The sequence below is a fragment of the Qipengyuania pelagi genome (genome assembly GCF_009827295.1).
Lineage (GTDB): Bacteria > Pseudomonadota > Alphaproteobacteria > Sphingomonadales > Sphingomonadaceae > Qipengyuania > Qipengyuania pelagi.
Map to the genome: position 1 here is coordinate 1257402 of NZ_WTYD01000001.1, position 21377 is coordinate 1278778.

Sequence of the window (21377 nt, forward strand, 5' to 3'; positions counted from 1 at the left end):
GACCAAGGCATGGCTCTGTACGAGCATGTATTCTTGGCGCGCCAGGATCTGAGCCAGTCTCAGGTCGATCAATTGGCCGCCACCGCCACCGAAATCGTCGAGAACAACGAAGGCAAGGTCACCAAGACGGAGACCTGGGGCCTCAAGAACCTCGCCTACAAGATCGACCGCAACCGCAAAGCGCATTTCGTGCTGCTCAACATCGAAGGCCCGGGTTCCGTGGTCGCCGAGCTTGAGCGCCAGACGCGCATCAACGAAGACGTCATTCGCTACATGACGATCCGCGTCGACGAGCATGAAGAAGGCCCGTCCGCGATGATGCGCAAGAACGAGCGCGACAGCAAGAAGCGCCGCGAGCGCTCCGACCGGGGAGACAATTGATGGCCCGCCCGTTTTTCCGCCGCCGCAAGACCTGCCCGTTCTCGGGCAAGAACGCTCCCGCGATCGACTATAAGGACGTGCGCCTTCTCCAGGGTTTCATGTCCGAGCGTGGCAAGATCGTACCGAGCCGCATCACCGCCGTGAGCGCGAAGAAGCAGCGCGAACTCGCCAAGGCGATCAAGCGCGCCCGCCATATCGGCCTTTTGCCGTACATCGTGCGCTGAGGAGACTGACACCATGGATATCATCCTCCTCGAACGCATCGGCAATCTCGGCAATATCGGTGACGTCGTCACCGTGAAGGACGGGTACGCCCGCAACTTCCTGCTGCCGCAGAAGAAGGCGCTGCGCGCCAACGAATCGAACAAGAAAGTGTTCGAAGCCAATCGCGATCGCCTCGAAAAGGAAAACGCGGAACGCCGCGGCGAAGCCGAGAAGCAGGGCAAGGACGTCGACGGGACCGAGATCGTCCTGATCCGCGCCTCGTCCAACGCCGGCCAGCTCTACGGTTCGGTCAATGTTCGCGACATCGTTGCGGGCCTGGCCGAAAAGGGCCACGAGATCGACAAGAAGCAGATCATCATGGGCAGCCCGATCAAGTCGATCGGGATGCATGACGTGACCGTCGCTCTCCACCCGGAAGTGCATGTCACCGTGAAGGCCAATGTCGCCCGTTCGGACGACGAAGCCGAATTGCAGAGCCAGGGCGTGGACGTCCTCGCGCAGATGTTCGAAGACGAGCAGCGCGAGATCGAGGAAATGGCCGATGCCAACCGCATCGACCCCAACCTCGAACCGGGCGAAATCCCCGCCGACATGCTCGACGAGCCGACCCCGGTCGATATGGACGGCAACCCGATCGAGCAGGACGGCGAGTAATCCCGTACCTGCCGCTTCGGCGGAGCTTTGAAAGGGGCGCGGCGGCTTTTGCTGACCGCGCCCTTTTTGCAAGCAACACAGGTCCGTGGCAGAGCCTGTCACGAAAACGATAGAGAGAGGCCACAGAACGCCCCAATGGATTCGATCGACACCATCCTCGACAAGCTCGAAAGCGTTTACGATGCTGCCGTCACGCGGCTGCGCGCCGATGTCATCGCCTTCGGTCGCGACCGGACGCTGCCTCCGCCCGAACGCCGCACCGACGGGTCCTATACCTATCCCGAACTGCGCCTGCGCTATCGCGGGGGCGAACAGCCGGAGGGGCGCCGCCGCGCCTTCGGCCGCCTGAACGCGCCGGGTCTCTACACCACCACCGTCACCCGCCCCGCTTTGTTTCGCGACTATCTCGCCGAACAGCTTGCGCTGATCTCGAGCAATTACGAGATCGAGGTCGAAGTCGGCTCCTCGCGCCAGGAAATGCCGTTCCCCTACGTGCTCGACGGCGCGGCGGGTGCGGAACTGGCGGGGGTCGATCCCAACGAGATCGCGCGCCATTTCCCCTCGACCGACCTCGCCGACATCGGCGACGAACTGGCCGACGGGATCGAACTGGACAATCCCGACGATCCGATCCCGCTGTCGCTGTTCGACGGATTGCGCACCGATTTCAGCCTCGCCCGGCTCGCGCACTATACCGGCACCGATCCCGAGCATTTCCAGCGTTTCATCCTGTTCACGAACTATCACCGCTATGTTGACGAATTCGTCGACTGGGCGGGCGCGCAGCTCGGCAGCAATGGTTGCTCGGCGCTCGCGGGTGCGGGCGGCATGATGCTGACCGAAAAGACCGAAAATGCGCGCGAGCAGCTTTCCGATACCGCATGGCGCCGCCACCAGATGCCCGCCTATCACCTGGTGGGCGAGAACCGCAGCGGGATCACGCTGGTCAATATCGGCGTCGGCCCGAGCAACGCCAAGACGATCTGCGATCATCTCGCGGTGCTGCGTCCTGAAGCCTGGCTGATGATCGGCCATTGCGGGGGCCTGCGCCCCAGCCAGAAAATCGGCGATTACGTGCTCGCCCACGCTTATCTGCGCGACGACCACGTGCTCGATCCGGTCCTGCCGCCCGAAATCCCCCTCCCCGCCATCGCCGAAGTCCAGCAGGCGTTGGCAGGCGCGGCGGAACAGGTGTCGGGCGAACACGGCAGCGATTTGAAGCGCCGGATGCGCACCGGCACTGTCGTGACGACGGACGATCGCAATTGGGAGCTGCGCTTCACCAGTTCGGCGCGGCGCATGTCGCTATCGCGCGCAGTCGGCGTCGATATGGAAAGCGCGACAATCGCCGGACAGGGATACCGCTTCCGCGTGCCCTACGGAACGCTGCTCTGCGTTTCGGACAAGCCTTTGCACGGCGAGATCAAGCTGCCAGGCCAGGCCAACCGCTTCTACGAACAGGCGATCGCCGCCCATCTCCAGATCGGCATCAGCGCCTGCCGGATGCTACGCGAGGAAGGCCCGAGACTGCACAGCCGCAAGCTGCGCGCGTTCAACGAGCCGCCGTTCAGGTGATAACCTGCAGTCTGGACTAGTCCGGAAAAGCGGTATCGGCGGCATTCCCGATCGCGACGGCAAAGGCGCGCACCGACATGAGAAATACCGGGGTGGGGATACCCTTGCCGGTCAGTACGTCCCAACGAATGACCATATCCTTGTCCTCGTCCAGAGACGCCTGGGCGTAGCGATACTGCGCGTTGAAGGCATCGACCTTCACCGCATCGATCTTACCATCGGTCTTGAAGCCGGCGTAAAACTGGATCGCGTCGCACTCATCGTGCGTTTCCTCGTTGCAGCCGTAAAAGACCAGATCGGTGTTATAGCCCGCTAATTCGGTCGAGATCAGCGGATCGCCTTGGCTGTCCGTACTCAACTCAGCCTCATAACCGGCAAATTCGAGTATCTTCACCATCGTCGCCGGATCGTTCGCGCTGACCATGTCCTGCGCAAGAACGGGTGCAGCGGAAAGGGTGCACGCAGCTGCAATCATATATTTGAACATCAATTTTCCCCCTGAAACCCCTGGTCGATCAATCAACCCGCCCCCTTGGTCTTCGTCTTTCCCTCTTTGGCCTTCGAGGCCATGAAGTCGATAATCATGCCCGCAATGTCCTTGCCGGTCGCGTTTTCGATCCCCTCCAGGCCGGGCGAGGAGTTGACCTCCATGATCACCGGGCCGTGATTGCTGCGCAGCATGTCCACGCCGCAGACATTGAGGCCCATGCGCTTGGCGGCGCTTACGGCGGTCGAGCGTTCGGCGGGGGTGATCTTGATCAGCTCGGCGCTGCCCCCGCGATGGAGGTTCGAGCGGAAATCGTCCGCCGCGCCGGTGCGCTTCATAGTGGCGACCACCTTGCCGCCGACTACCAGCGCGCGGATATCCGTGCCGCCCGCTTCCTTGATGAATTCCTGTACCAGGATGTTGACGTTCGCGCCGCGAAACGCCTCGATAACAGATTTCGCGCTCGACATCGTCTCGGCGAGCACGACCCCGATCCCTTGTGTCCCTTCGAGCAGCTTGATGACCACTGGCGGGCCCTTGACCGCCTTGATGATCTCCTCCGCCTGCTTGGGATCGTTGGCATAGGCGGTCAGCGGCAGGCCGAGCCCGTGCTTGGCCAGGATCTGCATCGAACGCAATTTGTCCCGGCTGCGCCCGATGGCGACGCTTTCGTTGAGCGGCCAGCAGCCACGCATCTCGAACTGGCGCAGGATGGCAAGGCCGTAATTGGTGATCGAGGCGCCGATGCGCGGGATCACCGCGTCATAGCCGACGCATGGCTCGCCGTTATAATAAACCTCGGGTCGGTGGCTCGCGATGTGGACGGTGCAGCGCGTGGTGTTGAGGATGTCGAGCGAATGCCCGCGCTCCTCCGCCGCCTGCTGCAAGCGTTTGTGCGAATAGAGATTGGCGTTGCGCGCCAGCATCGCAATTTTCATGGAGCGATCCTTACGGTTTGTGACCCTCGACCGGCTTGCGGCCCGGTGTCTGCATCCAGGAATGACCCGAATCGACGACAAAGCGGCGTCTAAGCGAAGATCGTCCGATCAGCATCGGAAATCGCATATCGGCCCGGTTGGCGAGGCTGATTTCGGCGCGGAATTCGACGTCGCCGATTCTGAGCGGCGTCTTGATGATGCGGCGCCGCTGGGTCTTGCCGTTGGAGCTGGTGATCCCGCGCCAGTCCACATGCACCGCCTCGCACACCTGGCGGACGTGCTGCTGCGGGAAATCGACGGCGAAGCGGACGAATTGCTCGCCGTCACGCTCATATTCGTCGAGCACGGTCGCGTGAAGCGAAGACGTGCGCGCGCCGGTATCGATCTTGGCGGGGAGGTTATGAAGGCCGAGATCGGGCAGATGCACCAGCTCGCGCCAACCCACCACTGGAAGGGCCGCTCTAGCCATCCGCGCCTCCCAGGATCGCCAGGCCGTCGCCGCCATCGCCGCCGGAGAAGCGGCGCAGCACCTTGCCGGTCGAAAAATCGACCTCGGCGATCGTGTCCGTGCCGGTTTCGGCGACGTAGATCCGCTCGCCATCGGGTGACCATAAAATCGTAACCTGGAAACGCTCCTGCGCCTCGTCACGGCTCGAAACCCCGATCTGGCGTGCGACCGTACCGGATCGCAGATCGATCACGGAAAGGGCGCCATCGGCCAGGTCGGAGGTGATTGCGAAATCGCCTTGGGGTCGAATTGCGATCCGCAGCGGGAAATCGCCGACAGGAATGGTCCGGCGGACCTCCATGGATTGCGGCGCGATCGCATAGACCTCGTCCGATCCGCGGGCCGAGACATAGAGCGTTGCGCCATCCCCCGACAGCGCGATCCCCTCGGGCTCGATCCCGACCTCGACCGATTGCGGGGCGCGGCGCGTGAGGAGGTCGATCCGCGTGACCGTCTTCGATCCGAGATCGGTGGTCCAGGCATGGCGGGCGTCGGGCGATACGACCAGCATATGCGTCCCCTCCTGACCGCTGCCATATTCGAAGGTTTCCGCCGTGCCGAGCGGGTCCCTGACCCAGAAGACCGATTTGCGCCCTTCCGCCGTCGCGTAGAGATCGCGGTTCGCAAGCCAGACGATACCGTGCGGGCGAGCATTTTCGCCAAGCTCGATGGTCTTGACCTTCGCGAGATCGCCGGTGCGGAAGATGTCGAGCGTGGTGCCGCCATAACAGGCGAGCGCGACATGTGCCCCGTCGGGCGAGGTGGCGAGTTCGTGCGGATTGGCGCAACTCGCGACCCGTGCGGTTTCACGGCCCGTGGCAAGATCGATCCGCGCCAGCGTGTTGCCGAACTTGCCCGCGACGAACAGCGCGCCCGTGGCGTCGCTTTCGAGGAAAGCCCGCTCTCCAAAAGGGCCAACCGGCGCGCACCCGGCCAGCCCGGCCAATCCAGCCGCCGCGATTATCGAGATACGCGAAATCATCGGAAAAATGCGCCCCTCCCTCGTTCTTCAATCCATACCTGACCGCGCATTCCGCGCAAATCAAGCGGGCGAGCCCAGCCAGTCCGCCATCGCCCGTCCGAGATCGGGCTTGGTAACGCTGCCCATATGCGTGCCTGGAACCTCCATGAAGTCCGCATTGGGGAGCAAATTCGCAAGCTCCTCGGCCGATCCATTGTCCCGGTCCTCGTCACCACAGACCACGAGGGTCGGCATGGTGACGCGCTCGAGCAGAGCGAGATCAAGATCGGGCATCGAACCAAGAAGATGCCGCGCGGCAACCCGGTCCGTGCCCTGCGATTTCAGGAACTGCATCGAGAAATAGGCGGGATCGCCTTTCGGGATCGCGTCGAATTCGTCGATCACGCGGCGGAAGAACGCCGCGCGTTTCGCCCATTCGCCGAGGCCCGCCGTGCCCATCCCGCCGACGATCAGCCGCGCCGGTTCGAGCACGCCGTGTGCGACGGCGTGGAGCGAGGTGCGCGCGCCGAGAGAGAAGCCGCCGAGGTCGTAATCGGTCAGCCCAAGCTGATCGACGAGTGCCGCCGCGTCGCGCACCAGGACATTGTCGGGATAGGCCTCGGCCTCGCGCGGAGCGGCGCTGTCGCCGTGAACCCGGAAATCGAGCATCAGGACCTCGTAACCCTGACCAGCGATGCGTTCGGCATGACCGAAGCGGATCCAGTTCATCTGCGCGCTTGAGAAGAGCCCGTGCAGGAGCACTATCGGCCTGCCCTCGCCCATGCGATGCAGGGCCAGACGGGTGCCGTCGAAGCTCTCGAAATGGTCTGTCGTCAATGTCATGTCAGCGGAAGAAACAGGTCGCACCGGAATAAAGCGCCTCCACCGTTCGCGAGCCTTCCGGCCCTGTCAGGAACCCGGAAATGCCTTCTTCAGTCGTAAATTCGTCACCGAGCGTGCTATCCATCGCCTCGACCGCGTAGGCTGCATCGAGCGCCGCTTCGTCCGAACCGATGGATATGTCTTCGGCGGTGGCGATCGCTTTGGGCTCACCCTCGTTCGTAGTGAGGAACCAGCCTTCCAGCCTGCCTGCCTGGAAATTCACGGTCAGGCCTCCGGGGAAACTCGTCGAGCTGACCGCGCCCGCGCCGCATTCATCGTTGCGACTACGATCGACGATGGGGCCGAGTACCCCCGCCAATTCGCTCTCCACCGCGTCTCGCGGGCTGTCGAAGGCCAGATAGGTTCCCTGTGCGCCGGTAATCTCCACCCCGTCGGCGCGAAGCCGGACCTCGGCACCCGGTTGTTGGACGCCCGCCTCCATATTCGCGAGACCCTGCGCGCTCTCCTCCTCGCTCACCTGCTGGCACGCCGCGATAGCGACGAGGCTGACGAGCAGAGGGCAGAAGCGGGCGGACATCACCCTTTCTTAAGGCATTCACGCCCCAGGAGTTCCGCGATCTGCACCGCGTTCAGCGCCGCGCCCTTGCGCAGATTGTCGGAGACGCACCAGAGATTGAGGCCGTTCTCCACCGTCGGGTCCTCGCGCACGCGGCTGATATAGGTCGCGCTGTCGCCTGCGGCCTCTACCGGCGTGATGTATCCCTCGTCCTCGCGCTTGTCGACGAGCATACAGCCCGGCGCCTCGCGCAGGATGTCCTGCGCCTGTTCGGCACTGATCTCGTTTTCGAATTCGATGCTGACCGCCTCGGAATGGCCGACGAAGACGGGAACGCGCACGCAGGTGGCGGTGAGCTTGATCTTGGGATCGAGGATCTTCTTCGTCTCGACAACCATCTTCCACTCTTCCTTGGTCGAACCATCGTCGAGGAAGACGTCGATATGCGGGATCACGTTGAAAGCGATCTGCTTGGTGAACTTCACCGGCTCGACCGTGTCGCCCACGAAGATCGCGCGGCTCTGCTCGAACAATTCGTCCATCCCGGCCTTACCCGCGCCGGAGACCGACTGATAGGTCGAGACCACGACGCGCTTGATAGTGGCGGCATCGTGCAACGGCTTCAGCGCGACGACGAGCTGCGCGGTCGAGCAGTTGGGGTTGGCGATGATGTTGCGCTTCTTGTAATCGTGGATCGCGTCCGGGTTCACCTCAGGCACGATCAGCGGCACATCGGGGTCCATGCGATAGAGCGAGCTGTTGTCGATCACGACGCAGCCCGCCGCCGCCGCCTTGGGCGCATATTCCTTGGCCGGGCCGCTGCCCGCGGCGAACAGCGCGATATCCCAGCCGTTCCAGTCGAAATATTCGATGTTCTGGCATTTGAGCATCTTGCCGGTGTCGCCGAACTCGACCTCAGAGCCCTGGCTGCGGCTGGAGGCGACCGCGGCCACCTCGTCGCAAGGGAAGCCCCGCTCCGCCAGCACCATCATCATCTCACGCCCGACATTCCCCGTCGCGCCGACCACGGCTACCCGATAACCCAAAGCAAATCTCCAATTCCTGTACGGGGCCGAGATAGCGGCTGATATTGGACCCGCAAGGGCACAATGGCTGGGGCGCCGCCAATGCGGGCTATCAGAGCGGCCCCCGGTCTGCGTCCGTTCACTCGGGCGGCGTCACCCCGTGGCTTTCGAGGAAGCGGAACACGGTGTTGTAACGGTGCGGCGAGATATTCTCGCCCGACACACGGTGGGTGTAGCCGGGATAGAGCATCATTTCGAACGGCACATTGGCTTCCTGCATTTCGGCGATGATCGCGGTCGCGTTTTCGAACACCACATTGTCATCCGCCATCCCGTGGATAATCAGCAGCGGATCGCTGATCTTGGTCGCATCCGGGAGCGCCGAGGCGGCCTTGTAAGCTGCCGCATCGCCCTGCGGTGTGCCCATGTAGCGTTCGGTGTAATGCGTGTCGTAAAGCGCCCAATTTGTCACCGGCGCACCGCTGATCCCGGCAGCATAGAGGCCCGGATCGGCCTCGAGCTGCTTCAGGGTCATGTATCCGCCATAGGACCAGCCATCGATCGCGATCTTGTCGGGATCGACGAAATCGAGCGTCTTGAGATATTCCGCCCCCGCCTTCTGGTCGCGCACCTCGACCCCGCCCATCGCGCGATAGATCGGCTGTTCGAACGCGACACCGCGATTGTTCGAGCCGCGATTGTCGAGCGCGAACCAGATATATCCCTTGTCGACGATCGCCTGCCTCAAAGCCCCGTCCCAGCCGCGATTGACGATCTGCGGCCCCGGCCCGCTATAATGGTAGAAATAGACCGGATAGCGCTTGCCCGGCTCCATCTCCGGCGTGACCATTTCCCAATAGAGCGGCGTGCCGTCCTCCGCCTCGATCTGCCCGTATTGGGTCGGGCGATGGCTGGCGAGATAGGGGGCATAGGGATGGTCGGCGTCGAGCGCATTCTCCTCCACCCATGCCAGCCGCTCGCCTTCCTGATTGGCGAGATAGATCTGGCTCGGCGTATCGTCGTTCGAGCGGGTGACGAGCAGCGTCTGCCCCTTCCCGTCCATGGTCGCCGAATGGGTAAAACCCTTCTCGGTCAGGCGCCGGGGCGTCCCGATCGTGTCGCTGCCGTAATCGAGCGAATAGACATGCTGTTCGAGCGGATCATCCGCGCTCGTCGCGAGATAGAACAGGCGCTGCGCCGACTGGTCGACGCCGACGAGCCGTGTCACGACGAAATCGCCGCGCGTCAGCTGGCGCGATGTGCGCCACCCATCCGCGCCGGAATAGCGATAGAGGTGGCCGAAACCGTCGCGTTCCGACCACCAGATGAGGTCACCATTGTCGAGGATGCGGTAATTGTCGGACAGGTTGATCCAGTAATCGTCGGCTGCCGCCTTCTCGGCGAAGACGGGCGCGACATCGCCTGTCGCGGCATCGACGCGCAGCACGTCCATATGCGTCTGCGCGCGATTCTGCCGCTGGACGTAAAGCGCGCTGCCATCCGGTGCCCAATCCACACGGGCGAGGTAGAAATCGGTCGGATCGCCTCCGGTATAAACATCGGGATGCTGGAAATCGCCGAGATCGACCTTCACCCGATTGCCGCCATCGGGGTCCATCACGAACAGTTCGACATCGGCGTTCTCGCTGCCCGCGACGGGATAGCGCTGGTCGAAGACGCGTGTGCCCGTCGCGCCGATCGCCGCGCGGGTGACGACGCCGACCATGCTCTCGTCGAAGCGTTCGACCGCGATACGCCTGTCGTCGGGGCTCCACCAATAGCCGGTGAGACGAGCCATTTCTTCCTGCGCGACGAATTCCGCCTCACCCCAGCGGACGTTCTCGTTCGATTCTTCTGGCGTAATCGGCGCGGACTCCTCGCCCACTTCGCCGACCCAGAGCCTCCGATCGCGCACGAAGGAGACATAGGCCCCCGTCTCGCTCAGCGCGGGGTTGAGCTCGCTTTCCTCGGTATCGGTCAGGCGCACGACCTCGCCATCCAGACGCGCGAGATAGAGATCGCCATCGAGCGGGACGAGCACGCCCTCCCCGTCACTCGCCCACTGATAGGTGATGATCCCCTTGAGACTGCCGACACGCGCGCGTTCGCGCTGCATCTTCTCGTCCTCGGACAATTCGCGGCCCGAGCCCAGTTTCTCGCTGTCGACCAGCATCGCCCATTCGCCGCTCTCCCGATCGTAGGCCCACAGATCGTAGCGTTCGCGATCATTCTCGCGATTGCGCAGCAGGGTGAGATAGCGCCCATCCGGCGACAGCTTCGCCTGGCGCGGGCTCGGCCCGTCGAGGCTGGGCGAGGCGAAGACACGCTCGAAGGTGAGGTCGGCGCCCTGGCTCATCGCGCTGTCCTGCGCGAGAACGGGCGCGGCGATGGGAGCAGTGGCGAGGAGGATGGCGGCGGTGATGACATAGCGCATGGCAAGAAAGGCGTCCCGTGATTGCGTATCGGAGCGCAGCCTAGCCGGGTTGGGATTTGCCGCAAGCGTTGTCGGGTTGGTTTCACGCGAAGCCGCGAAGGCACGAAGATCGTGCGACCGACCGCCGGAGGCATTCCTTTCCTGCAACCCGCCAGTAATTTGAGGGCGGCTTCGCCGCTAATAAGGCATCTTCGCGACTTCGCGTCTTCGCGTGAACCCTCGAAGCTCACAACGAAAAAGGGCCCGGCGGTCGCCCGCCGAGCCTTAAATTTCGATCGCGAAAGGCTTACGCCTTGGGCGAAACCGTCTTGCGCTCGGCGATACGCGCGCTCTTGCCGGTGCGGCCGCGCAGGTAATACAGCTTGGCGCGACGCACCACGCCGCGACGGACCACGGTGATGCTGTCGACGATCGGCGAATAGAGCGGGAAGACGCGTTCCACGCCCTCGCCGAAGCTCATCTTGCGCACGGTGAAGTTGGACCCCATGCCGCGGTTCGAACGGGCGATCACCACGCCTTCGAAGTTCTGCACGCGCTCGCGCTGGCCTTCGACGACCTTCACGCCGACGCGCACGGTGTCGCCCGCGCGGAATTCCGGAATATCCTTGCCGAGATTTTCAATCGCTTCGGCTTCGAGCGTCTGAATCAGGTTCATTGCCTGGTCCCTTAATCGTTTCGCCGCGCGCCAGAGGCAGGCTGGTCCCGAGCGCCACTGTAGCGCTCCCAAAGGTCCGGCCTGCGTAACCGTGTGTCTTCCTCCGCGCGGGCTTTCCTCCACGCGGCGATTTTCGCATGATCCCCCGATCGCAGCACTTCGGGGATCGTGCGCCCTTCCCAGTCTTGAGGTCGGGTGTATTGCGGGTATTCGATGAGGCCGTCCTCGAACGACTCCTCGACCCCGCTACAGGCCGCGCCCATTACGCCCGGAAGCAGGCGAATGCAAGCGTCGAGTATGGCGATCGCGGCGGTCTCTCCGCCCGACAGGACGATGTCGGCGAGGCTCACCTCTTCGACCTGCGGATAGGCGTCGAACAGGCGCTCGTCGAAGCCTTCGAACCGGCCGCACAGGATGGTGACGCCGGGCCCCGCCGCGATCGCGCGGATGCGCTCCTGCGCGATCGGTTTTCCGCGCGGCGTCATGGCGAGTATGGGCCGCTCGTCGCTCACACTTTCGAGTGCGCGTCCGAGCACGTCGGGCTTCAGCACCATGCCCGCCCCGCCCCCTGCGGGCGTGTCATCGACCGTGCGGTGCCGGTCAGTCGCGAAGTCGCGGATCTGCACCGCCTCGCACGACCAATCGCCCCGCTCCAAGGCACGCCCCGCCAGCGACACGCCGAGCGGGCCGGGGAACATTTCGGGATAGAGCGTCAGGATGGTGGCGGCGAAGGTCATGCGGCGCGTCCTACCGGGACTTGGCGCCCAATTCCATCCTGCCGCGCAAGGCCAGCGTCAGCGCGTAATCTCGCCTTGATGTGCTATCCGCCTGCTGCCGAGCACCCTCCCCGTCGCGACCGACGCCCCGACGCCAAGCGTCATCAGCCCGGCTGCGGCCAGCAGGTCAGGCCCATAGAGCGTGACACTGTCCGCCTCGGTCAGCCGCGTAGCCAATAGCGCCGCCAACGGAACCGTCCCAGCGAAGGCATGGCGCAGCTTCGGACCGATCGAGGGCGATACCTTGGCCAGCGCGGCGCTCAGGCCGACGGATATCGCGCCATAAGCCCCCGCGATAAATATGGCGCTGTCGAAAATGTCCATCTGATCCTCCCTGTCTCGCGCGGTCTGGCATGGCGCGCAGGCCCGACCAAGGATGCACACGGTGAAGGACCGATTCCGCTCGGCGAACGGCACTCAAGGCCGCCCTATGCGTACAGCACTCATGGACATGGACGATTGCATCATCGTGGGCGCCGGCCCCGCCGGGCTGACCGCCGCGATCTATCTGGCGCGCTTCCATCTTGCGATCCGCCTGTTCGATTGCGGCACGAGCCGCGCCAGCTGGATTCCGACCAGTCATAACCATGCTGGCTTCCCAGACGGGATCAATGGCGAGGAATTGTTGGAGCGGATGCGCGATCAGGCGGCGAAATACGGCGCGTTGCGTGAACCGAGGCGCGTGACCGGGCTCTCCAAGCAAAGCGAGGTTTTCGAGGTCGAATGCGGCGACGAGACCTATCGCGCCCGCACGGTCCTGCTTGCGACCGGCGTGGTGAACAATCGGCCCGATGGGATTGACGAAACTCTTCACGCCGAAGCGCTGTCTCGCGGCCTCCTGCGCTATTGCCCGATCTGCGACGGATACGAGGTGACCGACAAGCGGGTGGCCGTCATCGGCACAGGCGACCACGGCACCGCAGAAGCACAATTCCTGCGGGGTTACACCGCTGATGTCACTCTGATCAGCCCGCACGGCGACCACGATCTGGACGATCAATGCTCCCGCGCGCTCGACGATGCGGGGATCGCGCGTGTCGCGGGGCCATGCGGCGGCTTCGCGATCGAACAGGGCCAGCTGGCGGTCGATATCGCCGAGGGACGCCTGGCGTTCGACAGCATCTATCCCGCGCTGGGTTCGCAAATCCGTTCTGACCTTGCCGTGGCGTGCGGCGCCGATGTCAGCGAGGAGGGCTGCATCCTTGTCGGCGATCATCTCGAAACGAGTGTCCCCGGCCTGTTCGCGGCGGGAGATGTGGTGGTGGGCCTCGACCAGATCAGCCACGCCATGGGTCAGGCAGGCGTCGCGGCGACGACGATCCGCAATCATCTGGCCGAAGAACGTCCGCTGCGGCGCTGACAGGGTTCAGTCGAGGAAATCCGCGCTCACGATCAGGCGCTCGCCATTCCATTCAGGAACGGCGGCGGTTGTGAGGGGGACCATGAAAGTCTTGCCGTCCGGCTTCTCGATCTCGACGATGTCGGTCGCGCCGAAATTCTCGACCGCACGGACAGTGCCGACGGCCTCGCCATTATCGGCGATCGCGGGCAGGCCGACGAGATCGGAGTGGTAGAATTCGCCTTCGCCGAGCGGCGGGAGGTCTTCGCGTGCAACCGACAACGTAGTGCCGCGCAGCTTTTCGGCAGCGGTCCGGTCGCCAACGCCAGCAAACCGAGCGATCGCGCCGCCCTTGTTGTCGGAGCGCAGCTTCGTGAGCTTGAGCGCGCCGTCATTGAAGGATTTGTGCGCTTTGAGGCTTTCCAGCCCGTCCCCCAGCAGCTTCAGCCGCACCTCGCCCGCGACGCCATGGGCGCCGGTAATGGCAGCGAGGGTGATGGGATCGCGAGACATGCCTGCCGCCTGGATCGGTCCCGACCTCGCTCAACGACCAATGGCGTCGAGCGAAGTCGGGATAATATCCGAAATCAGCCCTCGGCCTTGTCTTCGGCTTCGCCAGCAGTCTCGGCGCTTTCAGCAGCGGCGCCTTCGTCGGCACTCGCTTCCGCGGTTTCTTCCTCGGCCGGAGCATTGGCTTCGGCTTCGGCGGCCTTCTTGGCTTCCTCGGCTTCAGCAGCCTTGGCGGCCTTTTCCTCGGCGCGTTCCTTGGCGGCTTCGCCCGGCTCGCCCTTCTTGGGGTTGTTGCGCGCGGCACGCTCGACGATGCCCGCCTTGTCGAGGAAGCGGGCGACGCGGTCCGAAGGAACGGCGCCGACGCCGATCCAGTGGCGCGCGCGATCTTCGTCGATCTTCACGCGGGCTTCGTCGTCCTTGGGGAGCATCGGGTTGTAGGTGCCGATCTGCTCGAGATACTTGCCGTCGCGCGGGGCGCGGCTGTCGGACACGACTATACGGTAATACGGACGCTTCTTGGCGCCACCGCGCGAGAGACGGATTGCAACTGCCATTTTATGTCACCTTTCGAATGTAAAAATCTGAAATCACTTCTTTTTCAATAATCGTGCAAGATCGGGCGGAAGCGTGTCGGGATCGACGCCGGGACCCTTCCCGCCGCCGCCGCCACCGGGCAGGCCGGGCATTCCCCCGCCGCCCATTCCACCGAGGCCTCCGCCGCCGCCGAACAGCGCGCCGAGGCCCTTCAATCCGCCCATCTTTCTGATCTGCTTCATGGCACGGCCCATCTCCTGGTGCATCTTGAGCACCTTGTTGACGTCCTGCACCTGCGTGCCCGAACCTGCCGCCACGCGCTTCTTGCGCTTGGCGTTCATCAGTTCGGGGCGCTTCCTTTCCTTCGCGGTCATGGAGCCGATGATGGCGTCCATGTGCAGCAGCACCCGGTCGTCCATATTGGACGCCGCCATCGCCGCCTTCGCCTTCTTCATGCCCGGCATCATGCCCGCCAGCATTCCAAGCCCGCCCATGTTCTGCATCTGCCTTAACTGCATCCGCAGATCGTCGAGGTCGAACTGGCCCTTCGCCATCTTCTTGGCGAGCGCTTCGGCGTCTTCCTGCTTGACGGTGGCCGCCGCCTTTTCGACCAGGCTGACGACATCGCCCATGCCGAGGATGCGGCCCGCCACGCGCTTCGGGTCGAAGGCCTCGATCGCATCGAGTTTCTCGCCGGTGCCTGCGAACTTGATCGGCTTGCCGGTGACGAAGCGCATCGACAGCGCCGCGCCGCCGCGCGCATCGCCGTCCATCCGGGTGAGCACCACGCCGGTCAGCGGCACCTCGTCGGTGAAGCTCTTGGCGACATTGACAGCGTCCTGCCCGGTGAGGCTGTCGACGACGAGCAGCACTTCGGTGGGCGTCGTGACAGAGGCGACCGCCTTCATCTCCGCCATCAGCGCCTCGTCGACATGGAGGCGGCCCGCCGTGTCGAGCAGGAGGACGTCGGCGTTCTGCAATTTCGCGCTTTCGAGCGCGCGGCGCGCGATATCGACCGGCTGCTGGCCCTGGACGATCGGCAGGGTCGCGACATCGACCTGCGTGCCGAGCACCTGAAGCTGTTCCTGCGCGGCCGGACGATTGACGTCGAGCGAGGCCATCAGCGCCTTCTTGCCGTGCTTTTCACGGATCAGGCGTCCAAGCTTGGCGGTGGTGGTGGTCTTACCCGAGCCTTGCAGGCCGACCATCATGATGACGACCGGCGGCTTGGCCTCGAGCTTCAGCTTGCCCGCATCGCCATCGGCATCGTCACCGCCGCCGAGCATGGCGGTCAGCTCGTCATCGACGATCTTGATGACCTGCTGGCCGGGGGTGACCGAGCGCAGCACGTCCTGCCCGATCGCGCGTTCGGTGACCGCATCGATGAAGCGGCGCACGACGGGCAGCGCCACGTCGGCTTCGAGCAGGGCGATCCGCACCTCGCGCATCGCATCGCGCACGTCCTGCTCGGACAAAGCGCCGCGACCTTTCAGCCGATCGAAGACGGAGCCGAGACGGTCGGACAGAGTGTCGAACATGGTCTTTCAACTCCTTGCGCGCCGATGGCGCCGGATCAAACGCGAAAAACGCCGGCGGACGAGAACTCGTCGGCCAGCGTTGCGAATTCAGGCGAATCCGGCTTTGTCGTATGGGCCGTAACAGCCCGGAAATTCAGTCGAATGGTGGAGCCTAGCGGGATCGAACCGCTGACCTCTACAATGCCATTGTAGCGCTCTCCCAGCTGAGCTAAGGCCCCGCGCCATTCGTCGCCCGCCGGACGGAGCCGGTGGGCAGGACGCGCCCTCTATAATCAGGGCGCGTCCGTTGCAAGTCAAAAAACTCGGCCCGACTCAGCTTTCTTCCTCGTCGTCGTCACCCTTGCCCTTCGACACGCCGAGATCGTCGTCGCCGCCGAGATCGACCTCGTTGTCGGGCGAATCCTCGTCATCGTCGATATCGTCGAGATCGTCATCGGCCAGATCGCTGTCCGCCTCGCCGTCCTTGTCCTTCTTCTCTTCCTCGAAGGGGATCGGCTGCTTGGACTTCAGGACGGGCTCCGGCGTCCATTCCTCACCGCATTCGATGCAGGTGACGGGATCTTCCTTGTTCAGATCGTAGAAGCGGGTGCCGCATTTCGGGCAGGTCCGCTTGGTGCCCCATTCCGGTTTGACCATGTGTAATCCTTGGCTTGGCGCCCCCGGCACGATGCCGCAGGGCGATGAAATCGTTACGTCATGATGGGAACCTGCGCTGCATTCGGCAAGGCAGGAATCAACAGCGCGCGCGCCTTGCCAGAACGGCCCCCCACTGTCAAAGCGCGGGTCCTCACCCCTGCCAGCCTTACCGGACCCTACCGTGACCGCCCATCGCTTCCTGCCCACCGGCCCGCTTACCGGACGCATCCGCGTGCCGGGCGACAAGTCTATCAGCCACCGCGCCCTGATGTTCACGGCGCTCGCCATGGGCCGCAGCCGGATCGAAGGGCTGCTCGAAGGTGAGGATGTCCTCGCGACCGCCGCCGCCCTGCGCATGATGGGCGCCTCGATCGCGCAAGAAGGAGACGCGTGGGTGGTCGACGGAGTCGGGGTCGGCGGCTTGCTGGAACCGGACGGCCCGCTCGACATGGGAAACAGCGGCACCTCCGCAAGGCTCCTGATGGGGCTCTTGGCGAGCCACGGCTTCACCGCGAGCATGGTCGGCGATGCCAGCCTGTCGAAGCGCCCGATGGGCCGCGTGACGGAGCCGCTGTCTCAGATGGGCGCGAGCTTCCAGTCCGCAGGCAACCGCCTTCCGATCATCATCGAGGGCGCGCATCCCGCCGTGCCGATCGAATACCGCCTCCCGGTGGCGAGCGCGCAGGTCAAGAGCGCGGTGCTGCTCGCTGCGCTCAACACGCCCGGAACGACGCGCGTGATCGAGCCCGTGCCGACCCGCGACCATACCGAACGGATGCTGCGAGGGTTCGGCGTCGACGTCGCGGTGAGCGAGCAGGATGGAGAGCGCCTCATTTCGATCACCGGCCCGGCCGATCTCGAACCCTGCGACGTCGTGGTCCCCGGCGACCCCTCCTCCGCCGCCTTCTTCGCGGTCGCGGCCAGCGTGGTGCCCGGAAGCGATCTCGTGATCGAGAATGTCGGCCTCAATCCGACGCGCGACGGGATCTACAAGGTGCTCGAACAGATGGGCGCGAATATCGAGGAGCTGGATTCGCGCGAGGTGGGCGGCGAGCCGGTCGCCGATCTGCGCGTGCGCCATGCGCGGCTGAGCGGTGTCGAGGTCGACCCTGCCCTCGCCCCCAGCATGATCGACGAATTTCCGGTCCTGTTCGTGGCCGCGGCCCTGGCGGACGGGACGACCGTCACCAGCAGGCTGGAGGAATTGCGCGTCAAGGAGAGCGACCGCCTTGCCGCCATGGCCACCGCGCTCAGCGCGATCGGCGCGAGCGTGGAAGAACGCGAGGACGGTCTCGTCATTCAAGGCAGCGCGGGCGCTCCGCTCGCGGGCGGCGGCCCGATCGCGACTCATCTCGATCACCGCATCGCCATGAGCATGGCGATCGCCGGGCTTGTCAGCCGCGATGGCGTGGCCGTCGACAGCGTGGACCCGATCGCGACGAGCTTCCCCAATTTCATGGACCTCATCGACGAGGCCGCGCGATGAACGAGGCGATCGACATCGCTACGCTCGTCGGTTTCGTGGGAATGGTCTGCATCATCGCGGCCTATGCCTATCTGACGTGGAAGCAGGAACCCAATCCCTTCATCCTCCACGGCACCAATCTGATCGGCGCGGCGCTGCTGACAGTATCGCTGCTGGTCCACACCAACTGGCCGAGCCTGATGCTGGAGGGGTTCTGGGCCGCCATCGCGATCTGGGGTCTTTTCAAGGCCATGCGCGACCACAGGAGAAAGACATGATCATCGCCGTCGACGGACCCACCGCTTCGGGCAAGGGCACCATCGCCAAAGCGCTGTCCGCCCATTTCGGCCTGCCCCATCTCGACACCGGCCTGCTCTACCGCGCGGTCGGACGGCAGGTGGCGCTCAACGGCGGGGACCCGGACGATGCGCAGGATGCGCTGGAGGGATGCACCTTCCCAGATACGCTGCTCGACGATCCCAGCCTGCGCAACGAGGAGACCGGCGGACTCGCCAGCCGCGTGTCGGTCCACCCGCCGGTTCGCGATGCGCTCTTCGAACGCCAGCGCGCCTTCGCGACGCAGGCGGGCGGCGCCATTCTCGATGGGCGGGACATCGGAACGGTGATCGCGCCCGAAGCGGAGGCGAAGCTGTTCGTCACCGCCAGCGTCGAAGCGCGCGCCCAGCGTCGCTTCCTCGAAATGCGCGAACGCGGCGTACGCGTGACGCTGCTGGAAATCGCGGATGATCTGAGGCGCCGGGACGAACGCGACCGCGAGCGCACGATTGCCCCGCTCATTCCCGCCGAGGACGCAATGGTGCTCGACACGAGCAGCCTTGGCCGGGACGAGGCCATAGAGGCGGCGATCGAGGCGGTCGAGCGCATGGCCGCCGCTGGCGGACGAACCGGATAAGCTTAACCGTGGCCCGCCTGCAGGACAGGGTCGCTCCACGCTTCACGGATCGCGTCGGGGCGGCAATCCTGTATTGTCAGGCCAAACTTTTCGGGTTCGACGACCCGCACGATCGCGTCGCTGGCGAAATCGTCGTCGATGACGATCTCTTCCGGCTCGATTCTGCACACGTCTTTGGCGGAGAAAAAGGCCAGCAGCAGCGGGCGTGAATTGCGCTTCGCATTATCCAGGACGACGCCGAGCCGCCCGCTGCGCAGCTCGACCACCAATCCGGGTGGAAACACGCCCATTGCCTGCATGAAGGCGAACAGCAGCTCGCGGTCGAACTGGCCGTTCCAGCGCCACATCGCCGTGACCGTTTCGGCAGGAGTCCATGCGCTTTTATAGACACGGTCGGAAGTAAGCGCGTCATAAACGTCGCAGATGGCGCCCACCCGCGCGGCTTCGGTCAATTCGTGTCCGGCGAGCTTGTGCGGATACCCCTTCCCATCGACTCGCTCATGATGATGCAGGCAGACGTCGAGTGCCATTTCGGGGACATTCGCGGTTTCCAAGAGCATGGCGTGGCCAAATTCGGGATGATGGCGGACCCGCTTCATCTCCTCTTCGGTGAGCGAGCCCGGCTTGTTCAGGATCGTGTCCTCCACGCCCATCTTGCCGATGTCGTGCAACAGACCGGCCATCCCGAAATCGCGGACATCTTCCTCGCTGCGCCCAAGATGGCGCGCCACATTGACCATCAAGGTGCAAACGGCAACCGAATGGAGATAGGTGTATTCGTCCTTCTTCTTGAGCCGAAGAATGTCGAGCAGCGTGCGGGGGGTGCGCTCGACCATCTCGATGACCTCGTCCACCAGACTGGTGATCTCAGGCATCCGAACCGCGCGCCCCAGGCGGACATCACTGCAGGCGCGCCGCATCGTCACCAGCGATTCGGCGACGAGTTCCTGAGCGCGTTCACGATCGCTCTTGCGCCGCCAGGGTTCGAACACCGGTCCACGCCGTGGCGGCTGGGCTATCGAACTGGGTCGCGCCGCTTTGGGGACGACCGCGACACGCGCAGGTTCCGCGGCTTTCGGTTCGGGCACTCGCGGCTTGTCCGGCCCGATACCCTTTTCATCGTCGATCACAACGGAGGGGATTTCCGCCTGGTTGATCCGTGCGACGTCCGCAGGCTTGACGACGAAGCGCGAGAACCAGAACGGGTGATCCAGCCAGCTGCCACCAAATTTGGCGATATACATTCCCGCCCTGACATCTGACGGCGGAATGGTATGCAGCAATGTCTGACCCTCCTCTTTCGCCAGGCCGGAAAAGGCGCGGTGATCGACCGCGTTAAGCACTGGCAAACGCTAGGGTTTCATTCGATAAAAATTGGTAAATCGCGTAAATTTTGCGTATTAATTCTCAGATCATCCGATCGAGAAGCCGGCTGCCCTGGCTTCAGCGAGAATCTCGGCCTCGCTGAGTCGCTGGTGCGGGCCCTCGAGACGCGCCCAATTCGCCGCGTGATCCGCAAAGATTTCCCGATCTACGGCAACATCCTTCGCAGCGTCGAACAGTCCGGCGGAAAAGCTGCGATTCCCGGTTGGCAGGAAGCGAAACCAGAGCGTGCTTCCGCATCGCGAACAGAACGCTCTCTCGGCCCACTCGCTCGAGCGGAAGACCGTGACCATATCCTCACCCGATACGGTCGCTTCGTCGCCGGTCATCGCCGCATAGAATGCGCCACCCCAGCGCCGACACATGGCACACTGGCAGATCTCCAAACGATCCGCCGGTCTTTTGAGCTCGATCGAAACGGCTCCGCACAGGCACTGCCCTTCGATCGCGGCCTGCCCCGTCATTCCAGCGGCACGCCCGGTTCGTTCTTGCTGTTGCGGATGGTCAGCGACGTCTTCACGCTCGCGACATTGGGCGCAGGCGTCAGCTTGCTGGTCAGGAATTCCTGGAAACTCTGAAGATCACGGCTGACGATCTTAAGGATGAAATCGATCTCGCCATTGAGCATGTGCACCTCGCGCACCTCGGGCAGATCGTTCATCGCCGCCTCGAATTCGCGCAGCGCGCTTTCGGCCTGGCTCTTCAGGCTGACCATGGCGAACACCGTGATCGAGAAACCGAGCGAGGCGGGATCGAGTTCGGCGTGATAGCCGCGGATCACGCCTTCTTCCTCAAGCGCGCGAACGCGCCGCAGGCAGGGCGGAGCGGTCAGCCCGACACGATGGGCGAGTTCGACATTCGTCACGCGCCCTTCGCGCTGCAGTTCGGTAAGCAATTTGCGATCGATCGCGTCGAGATTGGCCATGCGTCCCCCGCCCCAAACACTGTGGCACCAGTTCAGATTTGATGCCGAAACATGAAATGTAACCTGCGTAGAAATGCGCGCAAGACTAATATTATTGTTTGTGCCCGCAATCG

At 63.9% G+C, this 21377-nt stretch carries 26 protein-coding genes and 1 tRNA gene; 8 read left to right on the forward strand and 19 right to left on the reverse strand.

Annotated features, from left to right (window positions below; all coding sequences use genetic code 11):
• Nucleotides 1–9 precede the first annotated feature (9 nt).
• The 4 genes from rpsF (at nucleotide 10) to GRI47_RS06135 (ending at nucleotide 2835) form a co-directional block, all read left to right on the forward strand.
• Nucleotides 10–381 carry a 30S ribosomal protein S6 gene (gene rpsF, locus GRI47_RS06120; protein ID WP_067678990.1) on the forward strand — a complete coding sequence of 124 codons (372 nt, stop codon included), beginning with the start codon at nucleotides 10–12 and terminating at the stop codon, nucleotides 379–381.
• The gene (gene rpsR / locus GRI47_RS06125) at nucleotides 381–605 is read left to right on the forward strand and encodes a 30S ribosomal protein S18 (RefSeq protein ID WP_160660425.1); all 225 of its coding nucleotides are present in this window, start codon (nucleotides 381–383) and stop codon (nucleotides 603–605) included. Before rpsF ends, rpsR begins: the two co-directional genes overlap by 1 nt.
• A gap of 13 nt (nucleotides 606–618) precedes the next feature.
• Nucleotides 619–1260, forward strand: a complete 642-nt coding sequence (rplI, locus tag GRI47_RS06130) for a 50S ribosomal protein L9 (RefSeq protein WP_160660426.1) — start codon at nucleotides 619–621, stop codon at nucleotides 1258–1260.
• Nucleotides 1261–1326: 66 nt separating this feature from the next.
• Nucleotides 1327–2835, forward strand: a complete 1509-nt coding sequence (locus tag GRI47_RS06135; RefSeq protein WP_272916493.1) for an AMP nucleosidase — start codon at nucleotides 1327–1329, stop codon at nucleotides 2833–2835.
• Between the two features lie 16 nt (nucleotides 2836–2851).
• Here GRI47_RS06135 and GRI47_RS06140 read toward each other — a convergent pair whose 3' ends face one another.
• The 11 genes from GRI47_RS06140 to GRI47_RS06190 form a co-directional block, all read right to left on the reverse strand.
• On the reverse strand, nucleotides 2852–3322 hold the full coding sequence (locus GRI47_RS06140; protein ID WP_160660428.1) for a YbjN domain-containing protein: 471 nt from the start codon (nucleotides 3320–3322) through the stop codon (nucleotides 2852–2854).
• Between the two features lie 32 nt (nucleotides 3323–3354).
• A complete protein-coding gene (gene rimK, locus GRI47_RS06145; protein ID WP_160660429.1) occupies nucleotides 3355–4260 on the reverse strand; it encodes a 30S ribosomal protein S6--L-glutamate ligase in 906 nt (301 codons plus the stop codon).
• A 10-nt stretch (nucleotides 4261–4270) separates the two neighbouring features.
• Nucleotides 4271–4729 carry an ATP-dependent zinc protease family protein gene (locus tag GRI47_RS06150; RefSeq protein ID WP_160660430.1) on the reverse strand — a complete coding sequence of 153 codons (459 nt, stop codon included), beginning with the start codon at nucleotides 4727–4729 and terminating at the stop codon, nucleotides 4271–4273.
• Nucleotides 4722–5750 carry a YncE family protein gene (locus GRI47_RS06155; RefSeq protein ID WP_160660431.1) on the reverse strand — a complete coding sequence of 343 codons (1029 nt, stop codon included), beginning with the start codon at nucleotides 5748–5750 and terminating at the stop codon, nucleotides 4722–4724. Before GRI47_RS06155 ends, GRI47_RS06150 begins: the two co-directional genes overlap by 8 nt.
• 60 nt (nucleotides 5751–5810) lie before the next feature.
• The gene (locus tag GRI47_RS06160; RefSeq protein WP_160660432.1) at nucleotides 5811–6572 is read right to left on the reverse strand and encodes an alpha/beta fold hydrolase; all 762 of its coding nucleotides are present in this window, start codon (nucleotides 6570–6572) and stop codon (nucleotides 5811–5813) included.
• A 1-nt stretch (nucleotide 6573) separates the two neighbouring features.
• The gene (locus tag GRI47_RS06165) at nucleotides 6574–7149 is read right to left on the reverse strand and encodes an aspartate-semialdehyde dehydrogenase (protein ID WP_160660433.1); all 576 of its coding nucleotides are present in this window, start codon (nucleotides 7147–7149) and stop codon (nucleotides 6574–6576) included.
• Nucleotides 7149–8174, reverse strand: coding sequence for an aspartate-semialdehyde dehydrogenase (locus GRI47_RS06170; RefSeq protein ID WP_160660434.1), 1026 nt, complete (start codon nucleotides 8172–8174; stop codon nucleotides 7149–7151). The genes GRI47_RS06165 and GRI47_RS06170 overlap by 1 nt, the downstream gene beginning before the upstream one ends.
• A 118-nt stretch (nucleotides 8175–8292) precedes the next feature.
• Nucleotides 8293–10587 carry a S9 family peptidase gene (locus tag GRI47_RS06175; protein WP_160660435.1) on the reverse strand — a complete coding sequence of 765 codons (2295 nt, stop codon included), beginning with the start codon at nucleotides 10585–10587 and terminating at the stop codon, nucleotides 8293–8295.
• A gap of 286 nt (nucleotides 10588–10873) precedes the next feature.
• Nucleotides 10874–11242 carry a 50S ribosomal protein L19 gene (gene rplS, locus GRI47_RS06180; RefSeq protein ID WP_067679024.1) on the reverse strand — a complete coding sequence of 123 codons (369 nt, stop codon included), beginning with the start codon at nucleotides 11240–11242 and terminating at the stop codon, nucleotides 10874–10876.
• 11 nt (nucleotides 11243–11253) lie between these two features.
• Complete coding sequence (gene trmD / locus GRI47_RS06185) at nucleotides 11254–11979, reverse strand: tRNA (guanosine(37)-N1)-methyltransferase TrmD (RefSeq protein ID WP_160660436.1); 726 nt, start codon at nucleotides 11977–11979, stop codon at nucleotides 11254–11256.
• Between the two features lie 57 nt (nucleotides 11980–12036).
• Nucleotides 12037–12342: a hypothetical protein gene (locus tag GRI47_RS06190; protein ID WP_160660437.1), complete on the reverse strand. Its 306-nt coding sequence runs from the start codon at nucleotides 12340–12342 to the stop codon at nucleotides 12037–12039.
• 127 nt (nucleotides 12343–12469) lie between these two features.
• On the opposite strand from GRI47_RS06190, the gene GRI47_RS06195 reads away from it, so the two are divergent.
• A complete protein-coding gene (locus GRI47_RS06195) occupies nucleotides 12470–13378 on the forward strand; it encodes an NAD(P)/FAD-dependent oxidoreductase (RefSeq protein ID WP_160661341.1) in 909 nt (302 codons plus the stop codon).
• A gap of 6 nt (nucleotides 13379–13384) precedes the next feature.
• Here the strand turns inward: GRI47_RS06195 and rimM are convergent, their stop codons facing one another.
• The 5 genes from rimM to GRI47_RS06220 all read right to left on the reverse strand — a co-directional run bounded on the left by rimM (nucleotide 13385) and on the right by GRI47_RS06220 (nucleotide 16578).
• A complete protein-coding gene (rimM, locus tag GRI47_RS06200) occupies nucleotides 13385–13870 on the reverse strand; it encodes a ribosome maturation factor RimM (RefSeq protein ID WP_160660438.1) in 486 nt (161 codons plus the stop codon).
• 74 nt (nucleotides 13871–13944) lie between these two features.
• Nucleotides 13945–14424: a 30S ribosomal protein S16 gene (gene rpsP / locus GRI47_RS06205; RefSeq protein ID WP_160660439.1), complete on the reverse strand. Its 480-nt coding sequence runs from the start codon at nucleotides 14422–14424 to the stop codon at nucleotides 13945–13947.
• A 33-nt stretch (nucleotides 14425–14457) separates the two neighbouring features.
• Nucleotides 14458–15942, reverse strand: coding sequence for a signal recognition particle protein (gene ffh, locus GRI47_RS06210; RefSeq protein ID WP_160660440.1), 1485 nt, complete (start codon nucleotides 15940–15942; stop codon nucleotides 14458–14460).
• A gap of 142 nt (nucleotides 15943–16084) precedes the next feature.
• A tRNA-Ala gene (locus GRI47_RS06215) sits at nucleotides 16085–16160 on the reverse strand.
• Between the two features lie 94 nt (nucleotides 16161–16254).
• Complete coding sequence (locus GRI47_RS06220; protein WP_160660441.1) at nucleotides 16255–16578, reverse strand: TIGR02300 family protein; 324 nt, start codon at nucleotides 16576–16578, stop codon at nucleotides 16255–16257.
• A gap of 181 nt (nucleotides 16579–16759) precedes the next feature.
• Between GRI47_RS06220 and aroA the strand changes: the two genes are divergently transcribed.
• Genes aroA through GRI47_RS06235 form a run of 3 tightly spaced genes read left to right on the forward strand, consistent with a single transcriptional unit; the run spans nucleotide 16760 to nucleotide 18956 of the window.
• Complete coding sequence (gene aroA, locus GRI47_RS06225) at nucleotides 16760–18064, forward strand: 3-phosphoshikimate 1-carboxyvinyltransferase (RefSeq protein WP_160660442.1); 1305 nt, start codon at nucleotides 16760–16762, stop codon at nucleotides 18062–18064.
• Nucleotides 18061–18321 carry a CBU_0592 family membrane protein gene (locus tag GRI47_RS06230; RefSeq protein ID WP_160660443.1) on the forward strand — a complete coding sequence of 87 codons (261 nt, stop codon included), beginning with the start codon at nucleotides 18061–18063 and terminating at the stop codon, nucleotides 18319–18321. The genes aroA and GRI47_RS06230 overlap by 4 nt, the downstream gene beginning before the upstream one ends.
• Nucleotides 18318–18956 (forward strand): (d)CMP kinase, encoded by a 639-nt coding sequence (locus GRI47_RS06235; protein WP_160660444.1) that lies wholly within the window; start codon nucleotides 18318–18320, stop codon nucleotides 18954–18956. The genes GRI47_RS06230 and GRI47_RS06235 overlap by 4 nt, the downstream gene beginning before the upstream one ends.
• Nucleotides 18957–18958: 2 nt before the next feature.
• Here GRI47_RS06235 and GRI47_RS06240 read toward each other — a convergent pair whose 3' ends face one another.
• From GRI47_RS06240 to GRI47_RS06250, 3 genes are all read right to left on the reverse strand, one after another.
• Nucleotides 18959–20200 carry a cyclic di-GMP phosphodiesterase gene (locus GRI47_RS06240; RefSeq protein WP_237452736.1) on the reverse strand — a complete coding sequence of 414 codons (1242 nt, stop codon included), beginning with the start codon at nucleotides 20198–20200 and terminating at the stop codon, nucleotides 18959–18961.
• Nucleotides 20201–20368: 168 nt separating this feature from the next.
• The gene (locus GRI47_RS06245; RefSeq protein ID WP_160660446.1) at nucleotides 20369–20803 is read right to left on the reverse strand and encodes a GFA family protein; all 435 of its coding nucleotides are present in this window, start codon (nucleotides 20801–20803) and stop codon (nucleotides 20369–20371) included.
• On the reverse strand, nucleotides 20800–21264 hold the full coding sequence (locus GRI47_RS06250; RefSeq protein WP_067678394.1) for an Lrp/AsnC family transcriptional regulator: 465 nt from the start codon (nucleotides 21262–21264) through the stop codon (nucleotides 20800–20802). Before GRI47_RS06250 ends, GRI47_RS06245 begins: the two co-directional genes overlap by 4 nt.
• Between the last annotated feature and the right edge of the window lie 113 nt (nucleotides 21265–21377).